The organism is Brevundimonas sp., from assembly GCF_029946145.1.
In the GTDB taxonomy this organism is placed as follows: Bacteria; Pseudomonadota; Alphaproteobacteria; order Caulobacterales; family Caulobacteraceae; genus Brevundimonas.
Genome location: NZ_JAQSDY010000013.1, coordinates 24796 through 41490, shown reverse-complemented (window position 1 = coordinate 41490; position 16695 = coordinate 24796). Strand labels below are relative to the sequence as shown.

Annotated in this window: 19 protein-coding genes; 11 read left to right on the top strand and 8 right to left on the bottom strand. The window is 68.8% G+C overall.

What is annotated here, in order from left to right:
• Nucleotides 1-23: 23 nt before the first annotated feature.
• The 3 genes from PSV23_RS05760 to PSV23_RS05750 form a co-directional block, all read right to left on the bottom strand.
• Nucleotides 24-926, bottom strand: coding sequence for a pentapeptide repeat-containing protein (locus PSV23_RS05760; RefSeq protein WP_300466800.1), 903 nt, complete (start codon nucleotides 924-926; stop codon nucleotides 24-26).
• 95 nt (nucleotides 927-1021) lie between these two features.
• Entirely contained in the window at nucleotides 1022-1513 is a 492-nt protein-coding gene (locus tag PSV23_RS05755) for a pentapeptide repeat-containing protein (RefSeq protein WP_300466798.1), read from the bottom strand.
• 63 nt (nucleotides 1514-1576) lie between these two features.
• Nucleotides 1577-3982, bottom strand: a complete 2406-nt coding sequence (locus tag PSV23_RS05750; RefSeq protein ID WP_300466796.1) for a TSCPD domain-containing protein — start codon at nucleotides 3980-3982, stop codon at nucleotides 1577-1579.
• 207 nt (nucleotides 3983-4189) lie between these two features.
• Between PSV23_RS05750 and PSV23_RS05745 the strand changes: the two genes are divergently transcribed.
• Together PSV23_RS05745 and PSV23_RS05740 are read left to right on the top strand one after the other, a co-directional pair.
• A complete protein-coding gene (locus PSV23_RS05745; RefSeq protein WP_300466794.1) occupies nucleotides 4190-4582 on the top strand; it encodes an NADH:ubiquinone oxidoreductase subunit NDUFA12 in 393 nt (130 codons plus the stop codon).
• Nucleotides 4579-5232: a DUF2155 domain-containing protein gene (locus PSV23_RS05740; protein ID WP_300466792.1), complete on the top strand. Its 654-nt coding sequence runs from the start codon at nucleotides 4579-4581 to the stop codon at nucleotides 5230-5232. Before PSV23_RS05745 ends, PSV23_RS05740 begins: the two co-directional genes overlap by 4 nt.
• On the opposite strand, the gene aat is transcribed toward PSV23_RS05740, so the two are convergent.
• From aat to aroQ, 4 genes are read right to left on the bottom strand one after another with little or no spacing between them, the layout of a single operon-like run.
• Nucleotides 5199-5894, bottom strand: a complete 696-nt coding sequence (gene aat, locus PSV23_RS05735; RefSeq protein WP_300466790.1) for a leucyl/phenylalanyl-tRNA--protein transferase — start codon at nucleotides 5892-5894, stop codon at nucleotides 5199-5201. The two genes, PSV23_RS05740 and aat, sit on opposite strands and share 34 nt — an antisense overlap.
• Nucleotides 5895-5901: 7 nt before the next feature.
• The gene (accC, locus tag PSV23_RS05730) at nucleotides 5902-7254 is read right to left on the bottom strand and encodes an acetyl-CoA carboxylase biotin carboxylase subunit (RefSeq protein ID WP_300466788.1); all 1353 of its coding nucleotides are present in this window, start codon (nucleotides 7252-7254) and stop codon (nucleotides 5902-5904) included.
• Between the two features lie 4 nt (nucleotides 7255-7258).
• On the bottom strand, nucleotides 7259-7768 hold the full coding sequence (accB, locus tag PSV23_RS05725; protein WP_300466786.1) for an acetyl-CoA carboxylase biotin carboxyl carrier protein: 510 nt from the start codon (nucleotides 7766-7768) through the stop codon (nucleotides 7259-7261).
• Between the two features lie 16 nt (nucleotides 7769-7784).
• On the bottom strand, nucleotides 7785-8261 hold the full coding sequence (gene aroQ / locus PSV23_RS05720) for a type II 3-dehydroquinate dehydratase (protein WP_300466784.1): 477 nt from the start codon (nucleotides 8259-8261) through the stop codon (nucleotides 7785-7787).
• Between the two features lie 98 nt (nucleotides 8262-8359).
• Here aroQ and thiS point away from each other — a divergent pair, with 98 nt between their 5' ends.
• From thiS to PSV23_RS05700, 4 genes are read left to right on the top strand one after another with little or no spacing between them, the layout of a single operon-like run.
• Nucleotides 8360-8557 (top strand): sulfur carrier protein ThiS, encoded by a 198-nt coding sequence (gene thiS / locus PSV23_RS05715; protein ID WP_300466782.1) that lies wholly within the window; start codon nucleotides 8360-8362, stop codon nucleotides 8555-8557.
• A 59-nt stretch (nucleotides 8558-8616) separates the two neighbouring features.
• Nucleotides 8617-8838 carry a hypothetical protein gene (locus tag PSV23_RS05710; protein ID WP_300466780.1) on the top strand — a complete coding sequence of 74 codons (222 nt, stop codon included), beginning with the start codon at nucleotides 8617-8619 and terminating at the stop codon, nucleotides 8836-8838.
• Between the two features lie 11 nt (nucleotides 8839-8849).
• Nucleotides 8850-9899, top strand: a complete 1050-nt coding sequence (locus tag PSV23_RS05705) for an SPFH domain-containing protein (RefSeq protein ID WP_300466778.1) — start codon at nucleotides 8850-8852, stop codon at nucleotides 9897-9899.
• A 48-nt stretch (nucleotides 9900-9947) separates the two neighbouring features.
• The gene (locus tag PSV23_RS05700) at nucleotides 9948-10736 is read left to right on the top strand and encodes a thiazole synthase (protein ID WP_300466776.1); all 789 of its coding nucleotides are present in this window, start codon (nucleotides 9948-9950) and stop codon (nucleotides 10734-10736) included.
• 303 nt (nucleotides 10737-11039) lie between these two features.
• Here PSV23_RS05700 and PSV23_RS05695 read toward each other — a convergent pair whose 3' ends face one another.
• Nucleotides 11040-11588: a CDP-alcohol phosphatidyltransferase family protein gene (locus PSV23_RS05695; protein ID WP_300466774.1), complete on the bottom strand. Its 549-nt coding sequence runs from the start codon at nucleotides 11586-11588 to the stop codon at nucleotides 11040-11042.
• 270 nt (nucleotides 11589-11858) lie between these two features.
• Here PSV23_RS05695 and serS point away from each other — a divergent pair, with 270 nt between their 5' ends.
• From serS to PSV23_RS05670, 5 genes are all read left to right on the top strand, one after another.
• The gene (gene serS / locus PSV23_RS05690) at nucleotides 11859-13376 is read left to right on the top strand and encodes a serine--tRNA ligase (RefSeq protein WP_300466772.1); all 1518 of its coding nucleotides are present in this window, start codon (nucleotides 11859-11861) and stop codon (nucleotides 13374-13376) included.
• 215 nt (nucleotides 13377-13591) lie between these two features.
• On the top strand, nucleotides 13592-13975 hold the full coding sequence (locus PSV23_RS05685) for a hypothetical protein (protein ID WP_300466770.1): 384 nt from the start codon (nucleotides 13592-13594) through the stop codon (nucleotides 13973-13975).
• A 49-nt stretch (nucleotides 13976-14024) separates the two neighbouring features.
• On the top strand, nucleotides 14025-14813 hold the full coding sequence (surE, locus tag PSV23_RS05680; protein ID WP_300466768.1) for a 5'/3'-nucleotidase SurE: 789 nt from the start codon (nucleotides 14025-14027) through the stop codon (nucleotides 14811-14813).
• Nucleotides 14810-15460 (top strand): protein-L-isoaspartate(D-aspartate) O-methyltransferase, encoded by a 651-nt coding sequence (locus PSV23_RS05675; protein ID WP_300466766.1) that lies wholly within the window; start codon nucleotides 14810-14812, stop codon nucleotides 15458-15460. The genes surE and PSV23_RS05675 overlap by 4 nt, the downstream gene beginning before the upstream one ends.
• 110 nt (nucleotides 15461-15570) lie before the next feature.
• A complete protein-coding gene (locus PSV23_RS05670; RefSeq protein WP_300466764.1) occupies nucleotides 15571-16671 on the top strand; it encodes a M23 family metallopeptidase in 1101 nt (366 codons plus the stop codon).
• The last annotated feature ends 24 nt before the right edge of the window (nucleotides 16672-16695 follow it).

Below are 16695 nucleotides of genomic sequence, written 5' to 3'. Positions count from 1 at the left end.
CCCGGGGACGGCGGCCTTTGTCGTCAGCGGCCCGAATTCGCGACCACGAGATTTCGCACCCGGGGCGGAACCGGAGGGACCGGTGGGATGGGAGCGCGGGGGGTGACCCGCACCATGCTGACGCCGCGGCAGACCCGGACGGTCAGGCGGGACGGCAGCCGGGTGCCCGCGTCGCCGCAGGTCCGGCTGATCTGTTCCTGGGTCAGGCCGTTCGCATCCGACAGGTCCGCGCCGCGGATGTCGGCCCGGTTCAGTTCGGCGTCGCGGAAATCCGCACCGGCGAAGTTTCCGCCGGTCAGCCGCGCGCCGTTCAACTCCGCGCTCCGGAACGAGGCGCTCCGGAAGTCGCCGTTCGACAGGTTCGACATGGAGATTTCAGCATTGCTGAAGGTCGCCGACCGGGCGTTCACATTGGCCAGGGTCGTCGCGTTCAGCTCGGCGCCCACGAGGTTTGCGTTGGCCAGCACCGCGCCGTTCATATTGGCTCCGGTCAGTTCCGCGCCGCTCAGATTGGCGCTGGTCAGCCGGACACGCACCATGGTCGCGCCCATGGCCTCGACGCCCGACAGGTCCGCCCCGGTGAAGTTGGCGTCCGTGAAGTTGGCGCCGACCATTTCCGCGCCGGACAGATCGGCGCGGCTGAAGTCGCTGCCCGTGAAGTTCGAGCCCTGCAGTTCCGCGCCGCGAAGGTTGGCGCCGACTATGGTGGCGTTGGTGAAGACGGCGCCGATGAACGCGGCGCCGGTCAGGTCGCGCCCGGACAGCTCACAGCGATTGCACGAACCGCCCAGCGACACCATCCGCGCCACGTCACGGTCCTGCGCGCCCAGCTGGAACTGGATTTCGGCGCTGGCCGATCCGGCGCCCGCGAGAGCGGCCAGGGCCGCGCCGAGAGCAAGGCCAGCGGTGGAGAGGCGGCGGGTCATGGGAGCGACATGCTTTTTCACACCCCTTTCATGACGGCAAACCCCGGCAAACCCTACTTAAATCGCGGTAAGGTCCAAGGCGTTATGCCGTCAGCTCAGCAGTGGCGAATGGACAGGCCGCGCGGTAGCCGGGTGGCCTCGTCGCCGCAGGCCAGGTTGAGTCGACCCTGCGTCAGGCCGGTGACGCGCTCCAGCGAGGCGCCGGAAAAATTGACGCCCGTCAGCGTCGCGCCCGAGAACGAAGCGCCGTCGAGATATGCGCCGACGAAGCTGGCGTTGGTCAGGTTCGCGCCGGAAAAGTTCGCGCTCGAAAAGACACCGCCATACGCTTCGACGTCGCGCATGTCGGCGTTGGAGAAGCGGGTCCGGTTCATGACCGCCAGGCTCAGGTCGGCCTGCCGCAGGCGCGCGCCCGACAGATTGAGGCCTCGCGCCTCCAGACCGCCGAAGTCGCCCTGGAACAGATTGCAGCCCGGGCAGCTGGCGCCGCCGCGCACGCGCGCGATCTGGCCGGCGTTCTGCGCCGAGGCAGGCAGGGCGGTTGCCGCGAGGACAGCGGTCAGGGTGAGGGTCAGAATGGCTTTCATGACGGGCTCCGGTCTCGCCTTCGGATGTGCAAGACGCGGGCCATCATGGCGCACAAACGTTGATCAACCCTGCATCGACGGCGCCGCGCCGCAGCTGTCGCACGTCCAGCCCGCGCCCCGCTGCTGCAGGGTGAAATCCCCGCATGCCGGACAGGCCACGGCCTCCGTCGAGGCCAGGTTCGGGACCGGCGTCTCCCGCGGTTGGCCGAAGGGCAGGACCACCAGATTGTCCGGCGCCGCGCCCCGGGCGAACCCCTTGGAGATGAAGCGGGCCGCCGGCACGGTTTCCGGCTCGCCATCCTCGACCTTGCCCAGACCCAGACCGTCGGCGTTCAGGCCCTCGGCGTCCGCATTGGCCAGCTCGCGCCGGTCCAGGTACGAAACGCCCAGCTCGCGGAAGATGTAGTCGAGGATGGAGGTCGCGGAGCGAATGGAGTCATTGCCCGTCACCCGCCCTGCGGGCTCGAACCGCGTGAAGACGAAGGCGTCCACAAACTCATCCAGGGGCACGCCGTATTGCAGGCCGATCGAGATGGCGATGGCGAAATTGTTCATCAGGCTGCGGAAGGCGGCGCCTTCCTTGTGCATGTCGATGAATATCTCGCCGAGCTCGCCGTCCTCGTACTCGCCGGTGTGGATATAGACCTTATGCCCGCCGACAGCCGCTTTCTGGATGTAGCCCTTCCGCCGGTCCGGCAGCTTGCGACGGGTGCGGTCGCGCTCGATCACCTTCTCGACCACCCGCTCCACGGCTCTCGTTTCGGGTTCCCACCGACGCTGGCGGGTCGTCTCCTCCGGCTCTGTCAGGCTCAGCAATGGACCGGCCGGCGGAAAGGCTCGCTGCAGGCGGACGGCGCGTCGGCCCTCGCGGGCCGCGTCGCCCAGAAGGCGGGCCGCCTGGATCGCCGTGCTGCGCCAGTCCATGACCGTCGGCGCGGTGTCTGGCGCGGCGCTGACCTGTTCAACAACCGCGCGCAGGCTCGCCTCGAAAGCGGACGGATCGCTGAGAATCGGCTTCAGCGTCTGAGGCGCATCACTCCATCCGGTCAGGTCGGGTTCTCCGAAGGTCCAGGCCTGGGCCCGAGCGACCGCATCGTGCGGGAAGCCCAACTGAGCCAACAGATTTCCGGATACGGCTTCCATGCCCAGCACATCGCGAACGAAGCCGGCATCCAGCACGGGCGGCCGGAAGGCCTTCGCCAGGTCATCGACCTGGGCGAGGGCGATCTCCATCGCTTCCAGTTCGATGTCGGTGAACCCCTTGGCCCTCAGGGCCGCGTGGTTGACCCCCGGGGCGTCGACGAGGGTGCGCCGACCAAACAGGTGCCGCTCGGCCGATTCGACCTCGCCGCCGGCCCGCCGGATGGCTGAGGCCAGCGCGGGACGCAGTCGGCGAACGACCTCGCCGTCTCCGGTCTGCCAGACCTCCGAGGCCCCGAGCGGGCTAAGGCCGAGGCGCAGTGACGCCTCGACATCATCGACGAACAGCGACGGAGCCACGTTCTCGCAGGCCGCCGTTACCGTTCCTGCCAGTTCGGCCGCCCTGGAACGGGCGTCGGCCGCGCCCTCCTTGAGGATCAGATCGCCGAGTCCGCCCAGGCCGATCGCGACGGAGGACGCCCCGCGCGCTGTCAGGGCGCGCGACCACAGCCGGACCAGATCGCCGAGCGCGGGTTCGATCGCCACCCCGCTGATCGCGCGCAAGGCTGTCAGAGACAACAGGACGGCCGGCGATCGCGCGGAACCGGCGGCGCTTTCGGCATCGTCCGGTTCGAACGTCAGCAGAAGATCGCCTTCCAGCGCGGCCTCGGCTGCGAGAAGGGCATCCGGCGCACCCGAGGCGATCATCCCGCGATCCGCGAGGGCCACGATCAGAGGCGGGGTCGGAATGGGCAAGGGGACAGAGTCGAACCGTTCGCCTGCGATGGCCCGAAGGATGTCGGCGTCCGACGCCCCGACGCGGCGAGCGGCGAGGGCCGCCCTCGCCAACGCCGGATTCGACGCGGGGTCGGCGCAGTCGGCACGAGGGCCCTCGCACCGGCTGACCGCGTCCGAGACGGTCATCAGAGCCGCGGCCAGAGCCTCGATCGCGCCCGTCGCGCGACGGGCAGCCCGACGGCGGGCGCCTTCAGCCGCCAGTTCTTCACCCGCGCCGGGATCCGACAGGCTCAGGACATCGGGACTGACCCGCGCGGACCGCGCCGGAGAGACCAGCCCCAGCAGAAGCGTGGCGGTCAGCTCGATCGCGTCGCCGCCCGACTGGTCGGCGGCCCAGCCGGCCATGGCCTCGGCGAGGGGATCTCCATCGTTGACGGCGAACCCCTCGGCGTCCGCCCAGTCGAGCCAGGCTTCGATCTGCACGTCGGTCCAGGCTTCGGGAGCGCGCACGGAGACGACGCGGCCGCAGCGCTCGATCTGGCGCGCGGGCCGCGGCAGTGCGGTGGCGTGTGAAGCGAAGGGAAAGCGCATGCGGCGGTCTCGGCGTGGCCTTTGGGCCAGCCTAGCGGCGTTCCTGGTCCGTCCGCAATAAATCTGGCGTGTCGGGATGCGGTTACCCCCAAGATGTTGAGGTTTGGCTTCCGTCCACGACGCTGGACGGAAGCTCCGTCCGTTTCTATGCTTGCGTCTGCGTCGCCGGCCCCCGCCGTCCGACGGATCGTGAGTGGATTTCCCGACGTGCTAGGCAGAATCTTCGGCTGGACCAGCGGCGCCACCATCGGCACCTTCTTCACCATCGCCAAGCGCGGCGAGCACGTGGGGACCGATGAGTTCGGCAACCGCTACTACCTGTCGCGCGACAAGAGCAGCTATGACGGCCGCCGGCGCCGCTGGGTGACCTACAACGGCTATGCGGACGCCTCCAAGGTGCCGCCTGACTGGCATGGCTGGCTGCACTACACTTATGACGAGCTGCCGACCGAGCATCCGCTGCCGCGCCGCAAGTGGGAAGAAGATCACCTGCCCAACCTGACCGGCACGCCGATGGCGTGGCGGCCGCAAGGTTCGCTGGCCTCGGAAGGCAAGCGTCCGGCCGCGACGGGCGACTACGAAGCCTGGCGTCCGGAATGACGGGGCGCGGATTCATTCTGGCCGGTGTCGCGGTCCTGGCGCTGACGGCGTCGGGCGCCGTGGTGGCCTCGGCGCTGAATGACCTTCCCCAGGACGCCGTCCCCGTTCAGGATCCGACTTCCGCCCTGAACGCCCAGCCGACCCCACCCGCGCCCGTCGAGCCCGCGCCCGAAGGCACGCCCGCGCCGGCTTCTCCGGTCGCGGTCACGCCGCCGACACCAACCATCATCGTCGCCGACGAAAAGATCGACGAAGAGGCAGCCGAGGACGAGAAGGCAGAAACGGTCGAGACCAAGCGCGTGGAGACGCCCGCGGAGCCGGCGCGCCGCCAGCGCCGCCGGGTCGCCATCGTCGAAGCCATCGACAAGATCACCGCCGAATCCATGCGGTTCGAGGTTGAGGTGGGCGGCCGCCCGGTGCGGTTCCAGAAGACCCTGATCTTCACCGCGCGCGCCTGCGAGGTGTCCGCTCCCGACGAGCAGGTGTCAGACGCCGTCGCCTATCTGGAAGTGTCGCTGCAGCCTCGCGGCGTGATCCAGGTCAGCGAGCCGCGCCAGATCTTCCGGGGATGGATGTTCGCGTCGGCGCCCGCCATCAGCGGACTGCAACATCCGGTCTATGACGCCTGGGTCGTGGGCTGCAAGGCGTAGAAGACAGCCTCCGGGCCGGTCATCGGCCTGAACAGCGACCGCGTATCAGCCTGCACGCCCAACGCGGCCTTCAGCAGCTTCAGATAGACAGCCTGCGGCGTTTCGACGGCGCCGAACTGGCTCAGATGCTGTGTCAGGAATTGTGCGTCCAGCAAACGCCAGCCGCCGCGTTTGAGCCGGGCGACCAGATGCACCAGCGCCACCTTTGATGCGTCCCGTTCCCGGCTGAACATGCTTTCGCCGAAGAAGGCGCCGCCCAGGGTCACGCCGTAAAGGCCGCCGACCAGCCGTTCGTCGTGCCAGCACTCGATGGAGTGAGCCCTGCCGCGAGCGTTGAGCTCCATGTACAGTCGGCGGATGGGGCCGTTGATCCAGCTGTCCTTTCGCCCCGGGCCGGGCGCCGCGCAGGCGTCTAGCATGGCGGAGAAGGCCGTATCGACCCGGATCTCGAACGGTTCGGACCGGACGGTGCGTTTCAGCCGGGTCGGGATGCGGAACGCGTCCAGCGGGATGACGCCGCGCTGTTCGGGCTCGACCAGAAAGATGCGCGGATCCTCGCGGCTCTCGCCCATGGGGAAGACGCCGGTGGCGTAGCACTGCAGCAGTTCGTCGGGACCGAACCCGCCGAAGGGGCTGCTGGCGCTGAAGCCCGGTTCGTCCATCACGCCGTCAGGCGTCGCCCTTCTGGCGTTTGGCCCAGTTTTCCAGCCAGTGGATGTCGTAGTCGCCGGACAGGATGTCGGGCTCCTGCAGCAGTTTCTGGAACAGGGGAATGGTGGTGTCGATGCCGCCGATCACCATCTCGTTCAGGCTGCGCTTGAGGCGGGCGATGCATTCCTCGCGATCGCGGCCGTGGACGATCAGCTTGCCGATCAGGCTGTCGTAATAGGGCGGGATCGAATAGCCGGCGTAGATGGCGCTATCCAATCGCACGCCCAGGCCGCCCGGGGCGTGGAAGTCGGTGATGGTGCCCGGCGAGGGGGTGAAGGTCTCGGCGTTCTCGGCGTTGATCCGGCACTCGATCGAATGGCCGGTGAATTTCACGTCGGCCTGGGTGAAGGACAGCGGCAGGCCGGCGGCGATACGGATCTGCTCGCGCACCAGATCGACGCCCGTGATCATTTCCGTAACCGGATGCTCAACTTGCAGGCGGGTGTTCATCTCGATGAAGAAGAACTCCCCGTCTTCCCAGAGGAATTCGATGGTGCCGACGCCGAGGTAGCCGATGGAGGCGATGGCCTTGTTGACGGTCTCGCCGATGGCGACGCGTTCGGCCGCCGACAGGGCGGGCGAGGGGGCCTCTTCCATGACCTTCTGGTGGCGGCGCTGCAGGGAGCAGTCGCGTTCACCGAGATGGACGACGTTGCCGTGGCTGTCGGCGATGACCTGAAGCTCGATGTGGCGCGGCTTCTGGAGGTAGCGCTCCATATAGACGGCGCCGTTGCCGAAGGCGGCGGTGGCCTCGGACTGGGCGGTCTGGACGGCCTCGACCAGGTCGTCGGCGGTGAGGGCGACCTTCATGCCGCGTCCGCCTCCGCCGGCGGCGGCTTTCACGATCAGCGGGAAGCCGATGGTCTTTGAGGCCTCGATGGCGTCCTCGATCGTTTCGACCTCGCCGGCCGAGCCGGGAACGCAGGGGATGCCGGCTTCCAGCACGGTCTGTTTGGCGGTGATCTTGTCGCCCATGACCCGGATGTGTTCGGGCTTGGGGCCGATGAAGGTCATACCGTGCGCTTCCACGATCTCGGCGAAGCGGGCGTTCTCGGACAGGAAGCCGTAGCCGGGGTGGATGGCCTGGGCGCCGGTGATCTCGGCGGCGGCGATGATCGAGGGGATGTTGAGGTAGCTCTTGGCCGCCGGGGCCGGGCCGATGCAGACGCTTTCGTCGGCCAGCCGGACCCACATGGCGCCGCGGTCGGCCTCGGAGTGCACGGCGACGGTGGAGATGCCCATCTCCTTGCAGGCGCGGTGGATCCGCAGGGCGATTTCGCCGCGGTTGGCGATGAGGACCTTGGTGAACACCGGATCAGGCCTCGAGCAGGACGAGGGCTTCGCCGAATTCGACCGGCTGGGCGTCGCCGACCAGCACCTCGACGACGACGCCGTCACGCGGGGCCTGGATGGGGTTCATGGTCTTCATGGCCTCGACGATCAGCAGGGTCTGACCCTTCTTGACCTTGTCGCCGACGCTGATGAAGGGCGGCGCTTCCGGAGAGGCCTGCAGATAGACGGTGCCGACCATGGGCGACTTCACCTCTTCGCCCTGTTTGGCGACGATCGTGGCGGGGTCGGACGGCATCGACGCCGGAGCCTGGGCGGCGGGAGCCGCCGCGGCGTGCGCCATCGGGCCGGCCGCGTACTGCATGACCGGGGCGGCGGTGATCTCGCGGGCGACGCGGATGCGGAGCTCGCCGCGCTCGACCTCGATCTCCGTCAGGGAGGTGTCGTTGAGGATGTCGGCCAGCTGCCGCACCAGACTTGTGTCGATTTCGGCGTCGTTCTTGAGCCGGGGCGCGGGCGTCTTGGGATCGGCCATGGGTCTTTGTGCCTCTTTACGTCGTCTGGTTCGAACGGCCCGCGGCGCCGGTGCGTTCCTGCACCAGGCGGAGGGCGGCCTTGACGGCCAGTTCGTAGCTGAATGAGCCGAAGCCCGAAACCACGCCCGCCGCGACCGGCGAAACATAGGAGCGATGGCGGAAGCGCTCGCGCGCCGCCGGATTGGAGAGATGGCATTCGACGATCGGGATCGTCAGGGTTTTCAGGGCGTCGTGAAGCGCCACCGAGGTGTGCGTATAGCCGGCGGCGTTGAGGACCAGGGCGGAGGCCTTTTCGCGGGCCTCGTGGATCCAGTCGATCAGTTCGCCTTCGTGATTGGTCTGGCGGAACACCAAGGTCGCGCCGTCGGCGGCGGCTTCGCACAGCGCCTGGACGTCGGCGAGGGTCGCATGGCCATAGACGTCGGGCTCGCGCACCCCAAGCAGGTTGAGGTTCGGGCCGTTCAGGACGTAGAGGACGGTTGGTTCGGGCATGAGCTCGTGAACTACGGGTTCCGACCGGAATCGGACGGGCCTTTTAGCTGAGGCGTGGCGGTTATCAAACCGCGACGCGGAAAGAGTGACGTAGCGTCATGCGCATTCAGGTCAACGGGGAAGTCCGCGAGGTCGAGGCCGGAACCATTCTGGCGCTGGTCGAGGAACTGGGGCTGGATGTCCGCAAGGTGGCGGTGGAGCGCAATCTGGAGATCGTGCCCCGGTCCCTGCACGGGACCACCGTCCTGGCCGAGGGCGACCGGATCGAACTTGTCCAGTTCGTCGGCGGGGGCTGAGTCCGAAAGGCTTTGCGCGAAACCTCTCCGTGCGCTCTGATGGAACCGGAGGGGGAACCATGGACAGAGAGATCAAGACCGCTCTGGGCGTGGCCGCCGGGATCTCCGGGCTGGTGATCGCCTTCATATTCCTGATCCGGTACGCCGTCCCGGCGGTGCTGGAGGCCCATTTCGCGGGCAGTCTGATCACGGCGTCGGTGCTGGGGATCGCGGGCATTCTGGTTCTGGTCTGGGCCGCGTCGCGGCTGTGGGCCTGGGCCGTCAGATCATTGAAACGTTGAGGGCGTAGCGGATGTCGCACTTTGGTTCGGGCCTGTCGGGCATCAAGCTGCCAGGCGGCGGGGGTGGGGGATCGGTCAAGCGCACCCTGAGCCTGGTCATGCTGATCGGCCTATTGATCGTGATCTCGACGGTCGCCGTGACCTCGTGCAGCGTCACGGTCGAGAGCGGCTATATGGGGATCAAGACCACGAAATTCGGTCCAAACCCCGGCGTCCAGCGCAGCGAGCTGGGGCCCGGCTTCCACTGGGAAGGCATCGGCGAGAAGATCCGCACCTATCAGACGCTGCAGCGGACCTATTCCTATACCCGCGAGGCCAACAGCGACGGGCGCGAGAACGAGGAGATCACCTTCTCGGACGTGCTGGGCCTGCCGATGACGGCGGACGTGGCCCTGACCTTCCGCATCCGCGAGGACAAGGCGGCGGACCTGTATGCGACCTGGCGGCAGGAGTTCGACGCCTTCATCGACGGGCCGCTGCGGACCTCGGTGCGGGCGGCGATCGCGCGGGAGACCGAGAAGCTGCCGGTGGCCTGCAACGCCCAGCAGTCGGCCACGCCCAACGTCCAGCCCATCGCCCCGGGCGCCGTGGCGGCGACGCCGGGAACGCCCGACGCTGACGACTGCCCCGGCCAGCTGATCGGTCCCGGACGCCAGATCGTGCTGCAGCGGGCGATGCAGGCCCTGCAGCGCGAATGGACGCCGCAGGGGCTTGAGATCATCCGCATGGAGTGGGTCGGGTCGATCCGCTATCCCGAGACGGTGCTGGCGGCGATCCAGTCGCGCACCACGGCCGAGCAGAACACCCGTGCCGCCCTGGAGCGGGTCAATCTGGAGCGGGCCAACGCCGAGGCGCGGATCGCCCAGGCCCGGGGCCAGGCCGAGGCCAACCGGCTGCTGGCCGAATCGATCCGGTCCAATCCCGAGGTGGTGCGGCTGCGCGAGATCGAGCGGACGCTGGGCATCTGTCCGTTGAGCGCCGACACCTGCGTGGTGGGGTCGGACATCAATGTCTCGGCCCTGATCGCGGCGCGGGACGGACGGGCGGCGGCGGGTCAATAGGTCACGGGGCCTTCGACTCGGGCGGCGGACGGGCTAAACCCCCGGCCCATGACCGTACCCACCGCACCCACAGACACCTGGACCGTCGCCGGCCGGACCTTCAACAGCCGGCTGATCGTCGGCACCGGCAAGTACAAGACCTATCAGGAGAACGCCGAGGCCGCCGAGGCCGCCGGGGCCGAGATCGTCACCGTGGCGGTGCGGCGGGTGAACCTGTCGGACCCCAGCCAGCCGATGCTGGTCGACTATGTGAAGCCGGACCGGTTCACCTTCCTGCCCAACACCGCCGGCTGTTTCACCGGCGAGGACGCGGTGCGGACCCTGCGGCTGGCGCGCGAGGCGGGCGGCTGGGATCTGGTCAAGCTGGAGGTGCTGTCGGACACGGCGCACCTGTATCCGGACATGATCGAGACGCTGCGGGCGCTGGACCTGCTGATCAGGGACGGCTTCCAGGTCATGGTCTATTGCACCGACGACGTGGTCATGGCGAAGCGGCTGGAGGAGGCGGGGGCCGCGGCCATCATGCCGGCGGCGGCGCCGATCGGCTCGGGCCTGGGCATCCAGAACCCGGTCAACATCCGGCTGATCGTGGAGCAGGCGAAGGTGCCGGTGCTGGTCGACGCCGGGGTGGGGACGCCGTCCGACGCGACCCTGGCCATGGAGCTGGGCTGCGACGCGGTGCTGATGAACACGGCCATCGCCGGGGCCAGGGACCCGATCCTGATGGCGTCGGCGATGAAGCACGCGGTCATCGCCGGGCGGCAGGGCTATCTGGCCGGGCGGATGCCGCGGCGGATGTATGCAAGCGCGAGTTCGCCGCTGAGCGGGCTGATCTGAGGGGGCGGAAGTCTCCAACATAACAAGAAAAAATTGATGTGACGCGGAGGCCCCACGAACGGGTCGCCGGGGCGGCGGGCGCCGGGGCCTGGGGCGGCTCCGGGGAAGGCTGGCTGCTGTCAAAGACCTGTCCCCGTGGGGGTTTGGTTCATTGTGCACGGCCCTGCGTCAGAAACGGACGCAGGGCGTGGGGCGGGACCCCGGCGGCCGGATCGAGGGGGCGGGAAGGGCGAAAAAATGTCTCGGGAGTCTCCATCCCGAGGGGGCGAGAGTCCTCATCGCCGGCCCGTTTTTTGGCGGGGTTCAGCGCAGGGTGAGGACCGTCGGCACGTCGCAGCGCCAGGCCTTGAGCCGCAGGGTGATGGCGAAGGCTTCCAGCTGCGATGCGACGCCGAGGGCGAGCACGCACCAGAGCACGACGCCGGGCCGGCCGGTCGCGAAAGCGAGGGCGAACAGCAGCCACAGGCCGAGGCCGAAGGCTTTCGACAGATAGTGGTGCGGCGAGGCTTCGCGTCGGAATTTGGCGAAGCTGACGGCGTGGTTGCCGATTTCGAGGGCGGCGATGACGGCGGCGGCGGGCCAGAAGGACGGGACCAGTTCGGGGCGCAGGACCGCGACGGCGACGACGGCGGATAGCCAGAAGGCGACGTCGGCGCGGCTGTCCCATGTCCTGAGCGCGGGCGTGGCCACGCCGAGGCGGCGGGCGATGATCCCGTCGAAGATGTCGGACAGGACGCCGAGGGACAGAAGAACGGCGCAGGCGGCGCCCTGACCGGCGAAGGCCAGGCCGATCATCGCCGGGCCGGCGGCGATGCGGAACAGGACGAGGAGCCAGGGCAGGCGGTGGAGCATGAGGGGAGGATAGCGTGCGGCGGGCGCGGGGAAAGACGGTTCATTGCTTGTCTCCTCCCTGTTCGCGCAGCGAATGGGGAGGTGGATCGGAGGCGCAGCCGACGAGACGGAGGGGTTGGGACCGGCGTGCGCGGTCAGCGCCCCTCCACCGCTTCGCGGTCCCCCTCCCCCGGGGTGGGGAGGAGACGGCGGCGCCGTCATGCGCTCAAGCCCTCTCCCAATGGGAGAGGGAGTCGGTTAGAGCATCGCTTCCTTCCCAAGAGACCCGCCATGCACGACATCCGCGCCATCCGTGAGAACCCCGCCGCCTTCGTCAGCGGCTGGTCGTCGCGCGGGGTGGAGGGGGCGGAGGCCTTGGTGGCCGAGATCCTGCGGCTGGACGGCGAACTGCGCGCCGCCCAGACGACGGGGCAGGAGGCGCTGGCCAGGCGCAATGCGGCGTCGAAACTGATCGGCGCGGCGATGGCGCAGAAGGACATGGCCGAGGCCGAGCGGCTGAAGGCCGAGGTCGAGAGCCTGAAGGGCGAGATCGCGGCGGCGGAGAAGACCGAATCCGAGGTCGGCAAGGCGCTACGCGACCTGCTGGCGGCGCAGAAGAGCCTGGCGGCGGACGATGTGCCGGAGGGCGAGGACGAGGCTGGAAACGTGCTGATCGGCCAGCCGTGGGGCAGGCCCCGCGAGGGCGGACCGGCCAAGGATCACGCCGATCTGGGCGAGGCCATGGGCCTGCTGGACTTCGAGGCGGCGGCGAGGATGTCGGGCTCGCGGTTCGCGGTGCTGAAGGGCGGGCTGGCGCGGCTGGAACGCGCCATCGGCCAGTTCATGCTGGACGTGCAGACGAGCGAGCACGGCTATCTGGAGGTCAATCCGCCGTATCTGGTGCGCGACGAGGCGATGTTCGGGACGGGGCAACTTCCGAAGTTCGAGGAGGATTTGTTCAAGACAGAATCCACCGACTGGGAGGCGGTAGACGCAGATGCCACCAAGGTTGCCGCGCGTCGCAAAGAAGTCGATCGGGCGGTGTTCCGGGAAAAGGCGTTGGAGCTACGCGCATTTCTCACAGACGAAGACGAGTACAATCTCGCTCTTCAAGGGCTCGCTGCGGAGATGGCACAGGGCGCGCGCGATGCAGAATTCCCTCAGTTCCTAGAACGACTGAAAGGCGGCGATTTTTCGGAACGCCACTTCCTCATCCCCACCGCCGAAGTCTCCCTGACCAACCTCGTCCGGGAGCAGATCCTGTCCGAGAGCGAGCTGGCCACGCCCCTGCGGCTCACCGCCCTGACGCCCTGTTTCCGGGCCGAGGCGGGGTCGGCGGGAAGGGATACGCGCGGGCTGATCCGGCAGCACCAGTTCCACAAGGTGGAGATGGTCTCGATCGCCAAACCCGAGGACTCCGAAGCCGAGCACGAGCGGATGGTGCGCTGCGCCGAGGTCGTGCTGGAGAAGCTGGCGCTGCCTTACCGCCGCATGCTGCTGTGCAAGGGCGACATGGGCTTTTCGGCGAAAAAGACCTTCGATCTGGAGGTCTGGCTGCCGTCGCAGGGGACCTATCGCGAGATCTCGAGCTGCTCCAACTGCGGCGACTTCCAGGCCCGGCGGATGGACGCGCGGTTCAAGCGCGACGGCGAGAAGAAGACCGAATTCGTGCACACGCTGAACGGCTCGGGTCTTGCGGTCGGGCGGACGCTGGTGGCCGTCATGGAAAATTATCAGGACGGCGATGGACGGATCGCGGTGCCGGCGGCTTTGCTGCCCTATATGGGCGGGGTGACGCACGTGGGGTGAGGTCAGCATCCTTCTCCCCTCGGGGGAGAAGGTGGGCGGCGCAGCCGCTCGGATGAGGGGGCCGCCGGCCTCCGATGCGAGGCTCGCCGCAGCTGGCGAGGGTTGGGGATAGAGCCCCCTCATCCGTCTCGCTCCGCGAGCCACCTTCTCCCCCAAGGGGAGAAGGAACCTGATTGTGAGTCCGGCCTTCCGGACGGGAAAGATGGAGTGAGCCGATGAAAACGATCCTGACCCTCGCCGCCGCGCTCACCCTGACCGCCTGCGCCAGCGGCCCTTCGTCGAACACCTATGCCTACGCGCCGGGGGACACCTCGTTCACGGGCTGGGTGCGGTTCGCGAACGGGGAGTTCCAGCTGTACGGGGATGAGGACCAGGTGCTGCAGCCGTTCTCGCGCCCTTGTGTCTCGGGCGCGGCTTCGCGGGACGAGATGGCCCGGGCGATGGGGGATCTGGGCGGTCAGAAGGTGCGGATCACCGGCCGGACTGTCGCCTGGAGCGAGGCCGCGAACGGCCGGATCGAACACGCGCGCTCGGATATCCGCAATGATTGCGGCGGGGCGTTCGTGATCCTGGCCGACGATATCCGGCCCGCCAACTGACCCAAGGCGGTTGCGCGACGGGCCGACGCACTGCAAGAGCGCGGGCGGCATGCGCATTCTTCTGACCAATGACGATGGCATCGAGGCCGAAGGGCTGGAGTGTCTTGAGCGGATCGCGCGGACCCTGTCCGACGACATCTGGATCTGCGCGCCGCAGGTCGAGCAGTCGGGCAAGGGGCGGGGGATCACCCTGACCGAGCCGCTGCGGGTCAATCGCATGGGCGACAAGCGGTTCGCGGTGACGGGGACGCCGACGGACTGTGTCGTTCTGGCCGTCAACGACCTGATGCCCGAACGGCCCGATCTGGTGCTGTCGGGGGTGAACCGGGGGCACAACGTCGGCGAGGACTGCTCGTATTCGGGGACGGTGGCCGGGGCGCTGCAGGGCATGGCCTTCGGCATCCGCTCGATCGCCCTGAGCCAGTCGCTGGAGCGGTTCCACGACGACGTCGTGGCCCACTGGGAGACGGCCGAGGCCTATGCGCCCGCCATCATCTCGCGCCTGCTGGCCCAGCCGTGGCAGGATGGGGTGGTGATGAACCTGAACTTCCCCGCCCGGCCGCCCGAGGCCGTGACCGAGGTCGAGGTGACGCGTCAGGGCTTCCGCGACATCGGCGAGATGCATGCGGTCAAACGCACCGACCTGAGGGGGCGGGACTATTACTGGATGAGCTTCCGCGGGACCAAGCACGACCATCCGGCGGGGACGGACCTGCGGGCCATGGACGAGGGGAAGATCTCGGTCACGCCGCTGCATATCGACCTGACGCACGCGCCCAGCATCCACGACCTGAAGGGCGTGCTGGGCGGGGCGCCGCCGAAGACGGTGGTGGGATGAAGCTGAACGACGACAGGGCCGGGCGGCTGATCCTGGGGCTGCGGCAGCAGGGGGTTACAGACCCCAAGGTGCTGGCGGCCATGGAGTCGATCGACCGGGCGGTCTTCGTGCACGAGAAATTCCTCGATCAGGCGTGGGAGGATCAGGCCCTGCCGATCGACTGCGCCCAGACCATCAGCCAGCCCTATATCGTCGGCCTGATGACCCAGGCGCTGGACGTGCAGCCGCGTCACCGGGTGCTGGAGATCGGCACCGGCAGCGGCTACCAGGCCGCGGTGCTGAGCCGGCTGGCGCGCTATGTCTATTCCATCGAGCGGTACCGCAGCCTGCTGACCGAGGCCGAAACCCGGCTGAAGGACCTGAAGATCGACAATGTCATCACCCGGCACGGCGACGGCAATCTGGGCTGGCCGGAGCAGGCGCCGTTCGACCGGATCATGGTCACGGCGGCGGCGCCGGGCGAGCCGACGGAATTGCTGCACCAGCTGAAGCCGGGCGGGATTCTGGTCTGTCCGGTGGGGCGCAGTTCGGTGCAGATGCTGCACCGCTATGTGGGCCAGCCCGACGGCTCGTTCCGGCGCGAGAGCCTCAGCGAGGTGCGGTTCGTGCCGCTGGTCGAGGGCACGGCCAAGGAAGGTCAGGGTTGATCCGGATCGTCGGCCGTTAACCTTCGCGCCCAACTTTGGCGCGGTTTGACGGGTTGGTTGGGGCGGACGCGCGGACGTACGGAAATGACGACCAGGGGGCGGGAGACGGCATGACTATTCGATTCGGGATCAGGGTCCTGGCGGTGCTGGGCGGGATGATGTCGCTGGCCGCCTGCGCCAGCTATCCGGCCGAGCCGCGCTATTCGATCCGCGCCGACGGATCGGCGCCGGCGCCCGCCGCGACGCGGGCTCCGGCGTATCCGACCGCGCCCATTCCGAGCGGCGAGGGCGTGCGCGGGCCGACCAATCCCGGGACCGAGGCGCCGCCACCGCGCACCGCGCCGGTCGAGGCGATCGAGGGCGGCGCCCTGTCAGCGCCCGTCGGCGCCGCGCCCCGGGTCTACTCCGACACGACGCCGGCCGCAGGGCCTGCTTCGGAAGGGTTCAGCGAGCCGCCGCCGGTCCGTTCGGGCGCGGCCGCGGTCGAGGCGGGCGCGGCCTATGAAATCCAGCCCGGAGACACGATCTCGGGCATCGGCCGGCGCTTCCAGACGCCGGTGCAGAACCTGATCGATCTGAATGCCCTGGGCCCGCGCGCGGCCATCACCCCGGGCCAGCGGCTGATCCTGCCGGCCAGCGCCGTCGACATCGGCGGCGATCCCTACGCCACCGGGCCGTCGCCGAGCGGCGTCCATGTGCCTGAAGCCGGGACGCCGCCGCCGCCGCCGCCTCCTCCGCCCTCGGGCAACGCCGCCCTGCCGCCGCCGCCGCGCGAAGCCGCGCCGACGGCCGGACCCGCCGCGCCGGCTCCGGCGCCTTCGATGGTCAACCTGGACTGGCCCGTGCGCGGCGACATCCTGCGGCGCTTCGGACCGGTCGGCATGGGCGAGCGCAACAACGGCGTGAACATCGGCGCGTCCGCGGGGGCCGAGGTGCGCGCCGCCGCCGCCGGACGGGTCGGCTATGTCGGCGACGACCTGGCGGGGCAGGGGCTGACCGTGCTTGTGGTGCACCGCGACGGCTGGCGCACGGTCTATGGGCATCTGGGCTCGGCCGTGGTGCGCGATGGCGACGAGATCCGCGCCGGACAGCAGATCGGCACCGTCGGAACGACGGCCGGCGACGGGCGGCCCTCGGTGCATTTCGAGACCTGGCGCATGCGCGGCGACCAGCCGAACGCCGTCGATCCGCTGACCGTGTTGCCGCGATAACGCAAAGCGACGCGGCGAACACAC

Coding starts and splice junctions, on each gene's coding strand:
- PSV23_RS05760 (WP_300466800.1), bottom strand. CDS start 926: ATGACCCGCCGCCTCTCCACCGCTGGCCTTGCTCTCGGCGCGGCCCTG.
- PSV23_RS05755 (WP_300466798.1), bottom strand. CDS start 1,513: ATGAAAGCCATTCTGACCCTCACCCTGACCGCTGTCCTCGCGGCAACC.
- PSV23_RS05750 (WP_300466796.1), bottom strand. CDS start 3,982: ATGCGCTTTCCCTTCGCTTCACACGCCACCGCACTGCCGCGGCCCGCG.
- PSV23_RS05740 (WP_300466792.1), top strand. CDS start 4,579: ATGACGGGGCGCGGATTCATTCTGGCCGGTGTCGCGGTCCTGGCGCTG.
- aat (WP_300466790.1), bottom strand. CDS start 5,894: ATGGACGAACCGGGCTTCAGCGCCAGCAGCCCCTTCGGCGGGTTCGGT.
- accB (WP_300466786.1), bottom strand. CDS start 7,768: ATGGCCGATCCCAAGACGCCCGCGCCCCGGCTCAAGAACGACGCCGAA.
- aroQ (WP_300466784.1), bottom strand. CDS start 8,261: ATGCCCGAACCAACCGTCCTCTACGTCCTGAACGGCCCGAACCTCAAC.
- thiS (WP_300466782.1), top strand. CDS start 8,360: ATGCGCATTCAGGTCAACGGGGAAGTCCGCGAGGTCGAGGCCGGAACC.
- PSV23_RS05710 (WP_300466780.1), top strand. CDS start 8,617: ATGGACAGAGAGATCAAGACCGCTCTGGGCGTGGCCGCCGGGATCTCC.
- PSV23_RS05705 (WP_300466778.1), top strand. CDS start 8,850: ATGTCGCACTTTGGTTCGGGCCTGTCGGGCATCAAGCTGCCAGGCGGC.
- PSV23_RS05700 (WP_300466776.1), top strand. CDS start 9,948: ATGACCGTACCCACCGCACCCACAGACACCTGGACCGTCGCCGGCCGG.
- PSV23_RS05695 (WP_300466774.1), bottom strand. CDS start 11,588: ATGCTCCACCGCCTGCCCTGGCTCCTCGTCCTGTTCCGCATCGCCGCC.
- serS (WP_300466772.1), top strand. CDS start 11,859: ATGCACGACATCCGCGCCATCCGTGAGAACCCCGCCGCCTTCGTCAGC.
- PSV23_RS05685 (WP_300466770.1), top strand. CDS start 13,592: ATGAAAACGATCCTGACCCTCGCCGCCGCGCTCACCCTGACCGCCTGC.
- surE (WP_300466768.1), top strand. CDS start 14,025: ATGCGCATTCTTCTGACCAATGACGATGGCATCGAGGCCGAAGGGCTG.
- PSV23_RS05675 (WP_300466766.1), top strand. CDS start 14,810: ATGAAGCTGAACGACGACAGGGCCGGGCGGCTGATCCTGGGGCTGCGG.
- PSV23_RS05670 (WP_300466764.1), top strand. CDS start 15,571: ATGACTATTCGATTCGGGATCAGGGTCCTGGCGGTGCTGGGCGGGATG.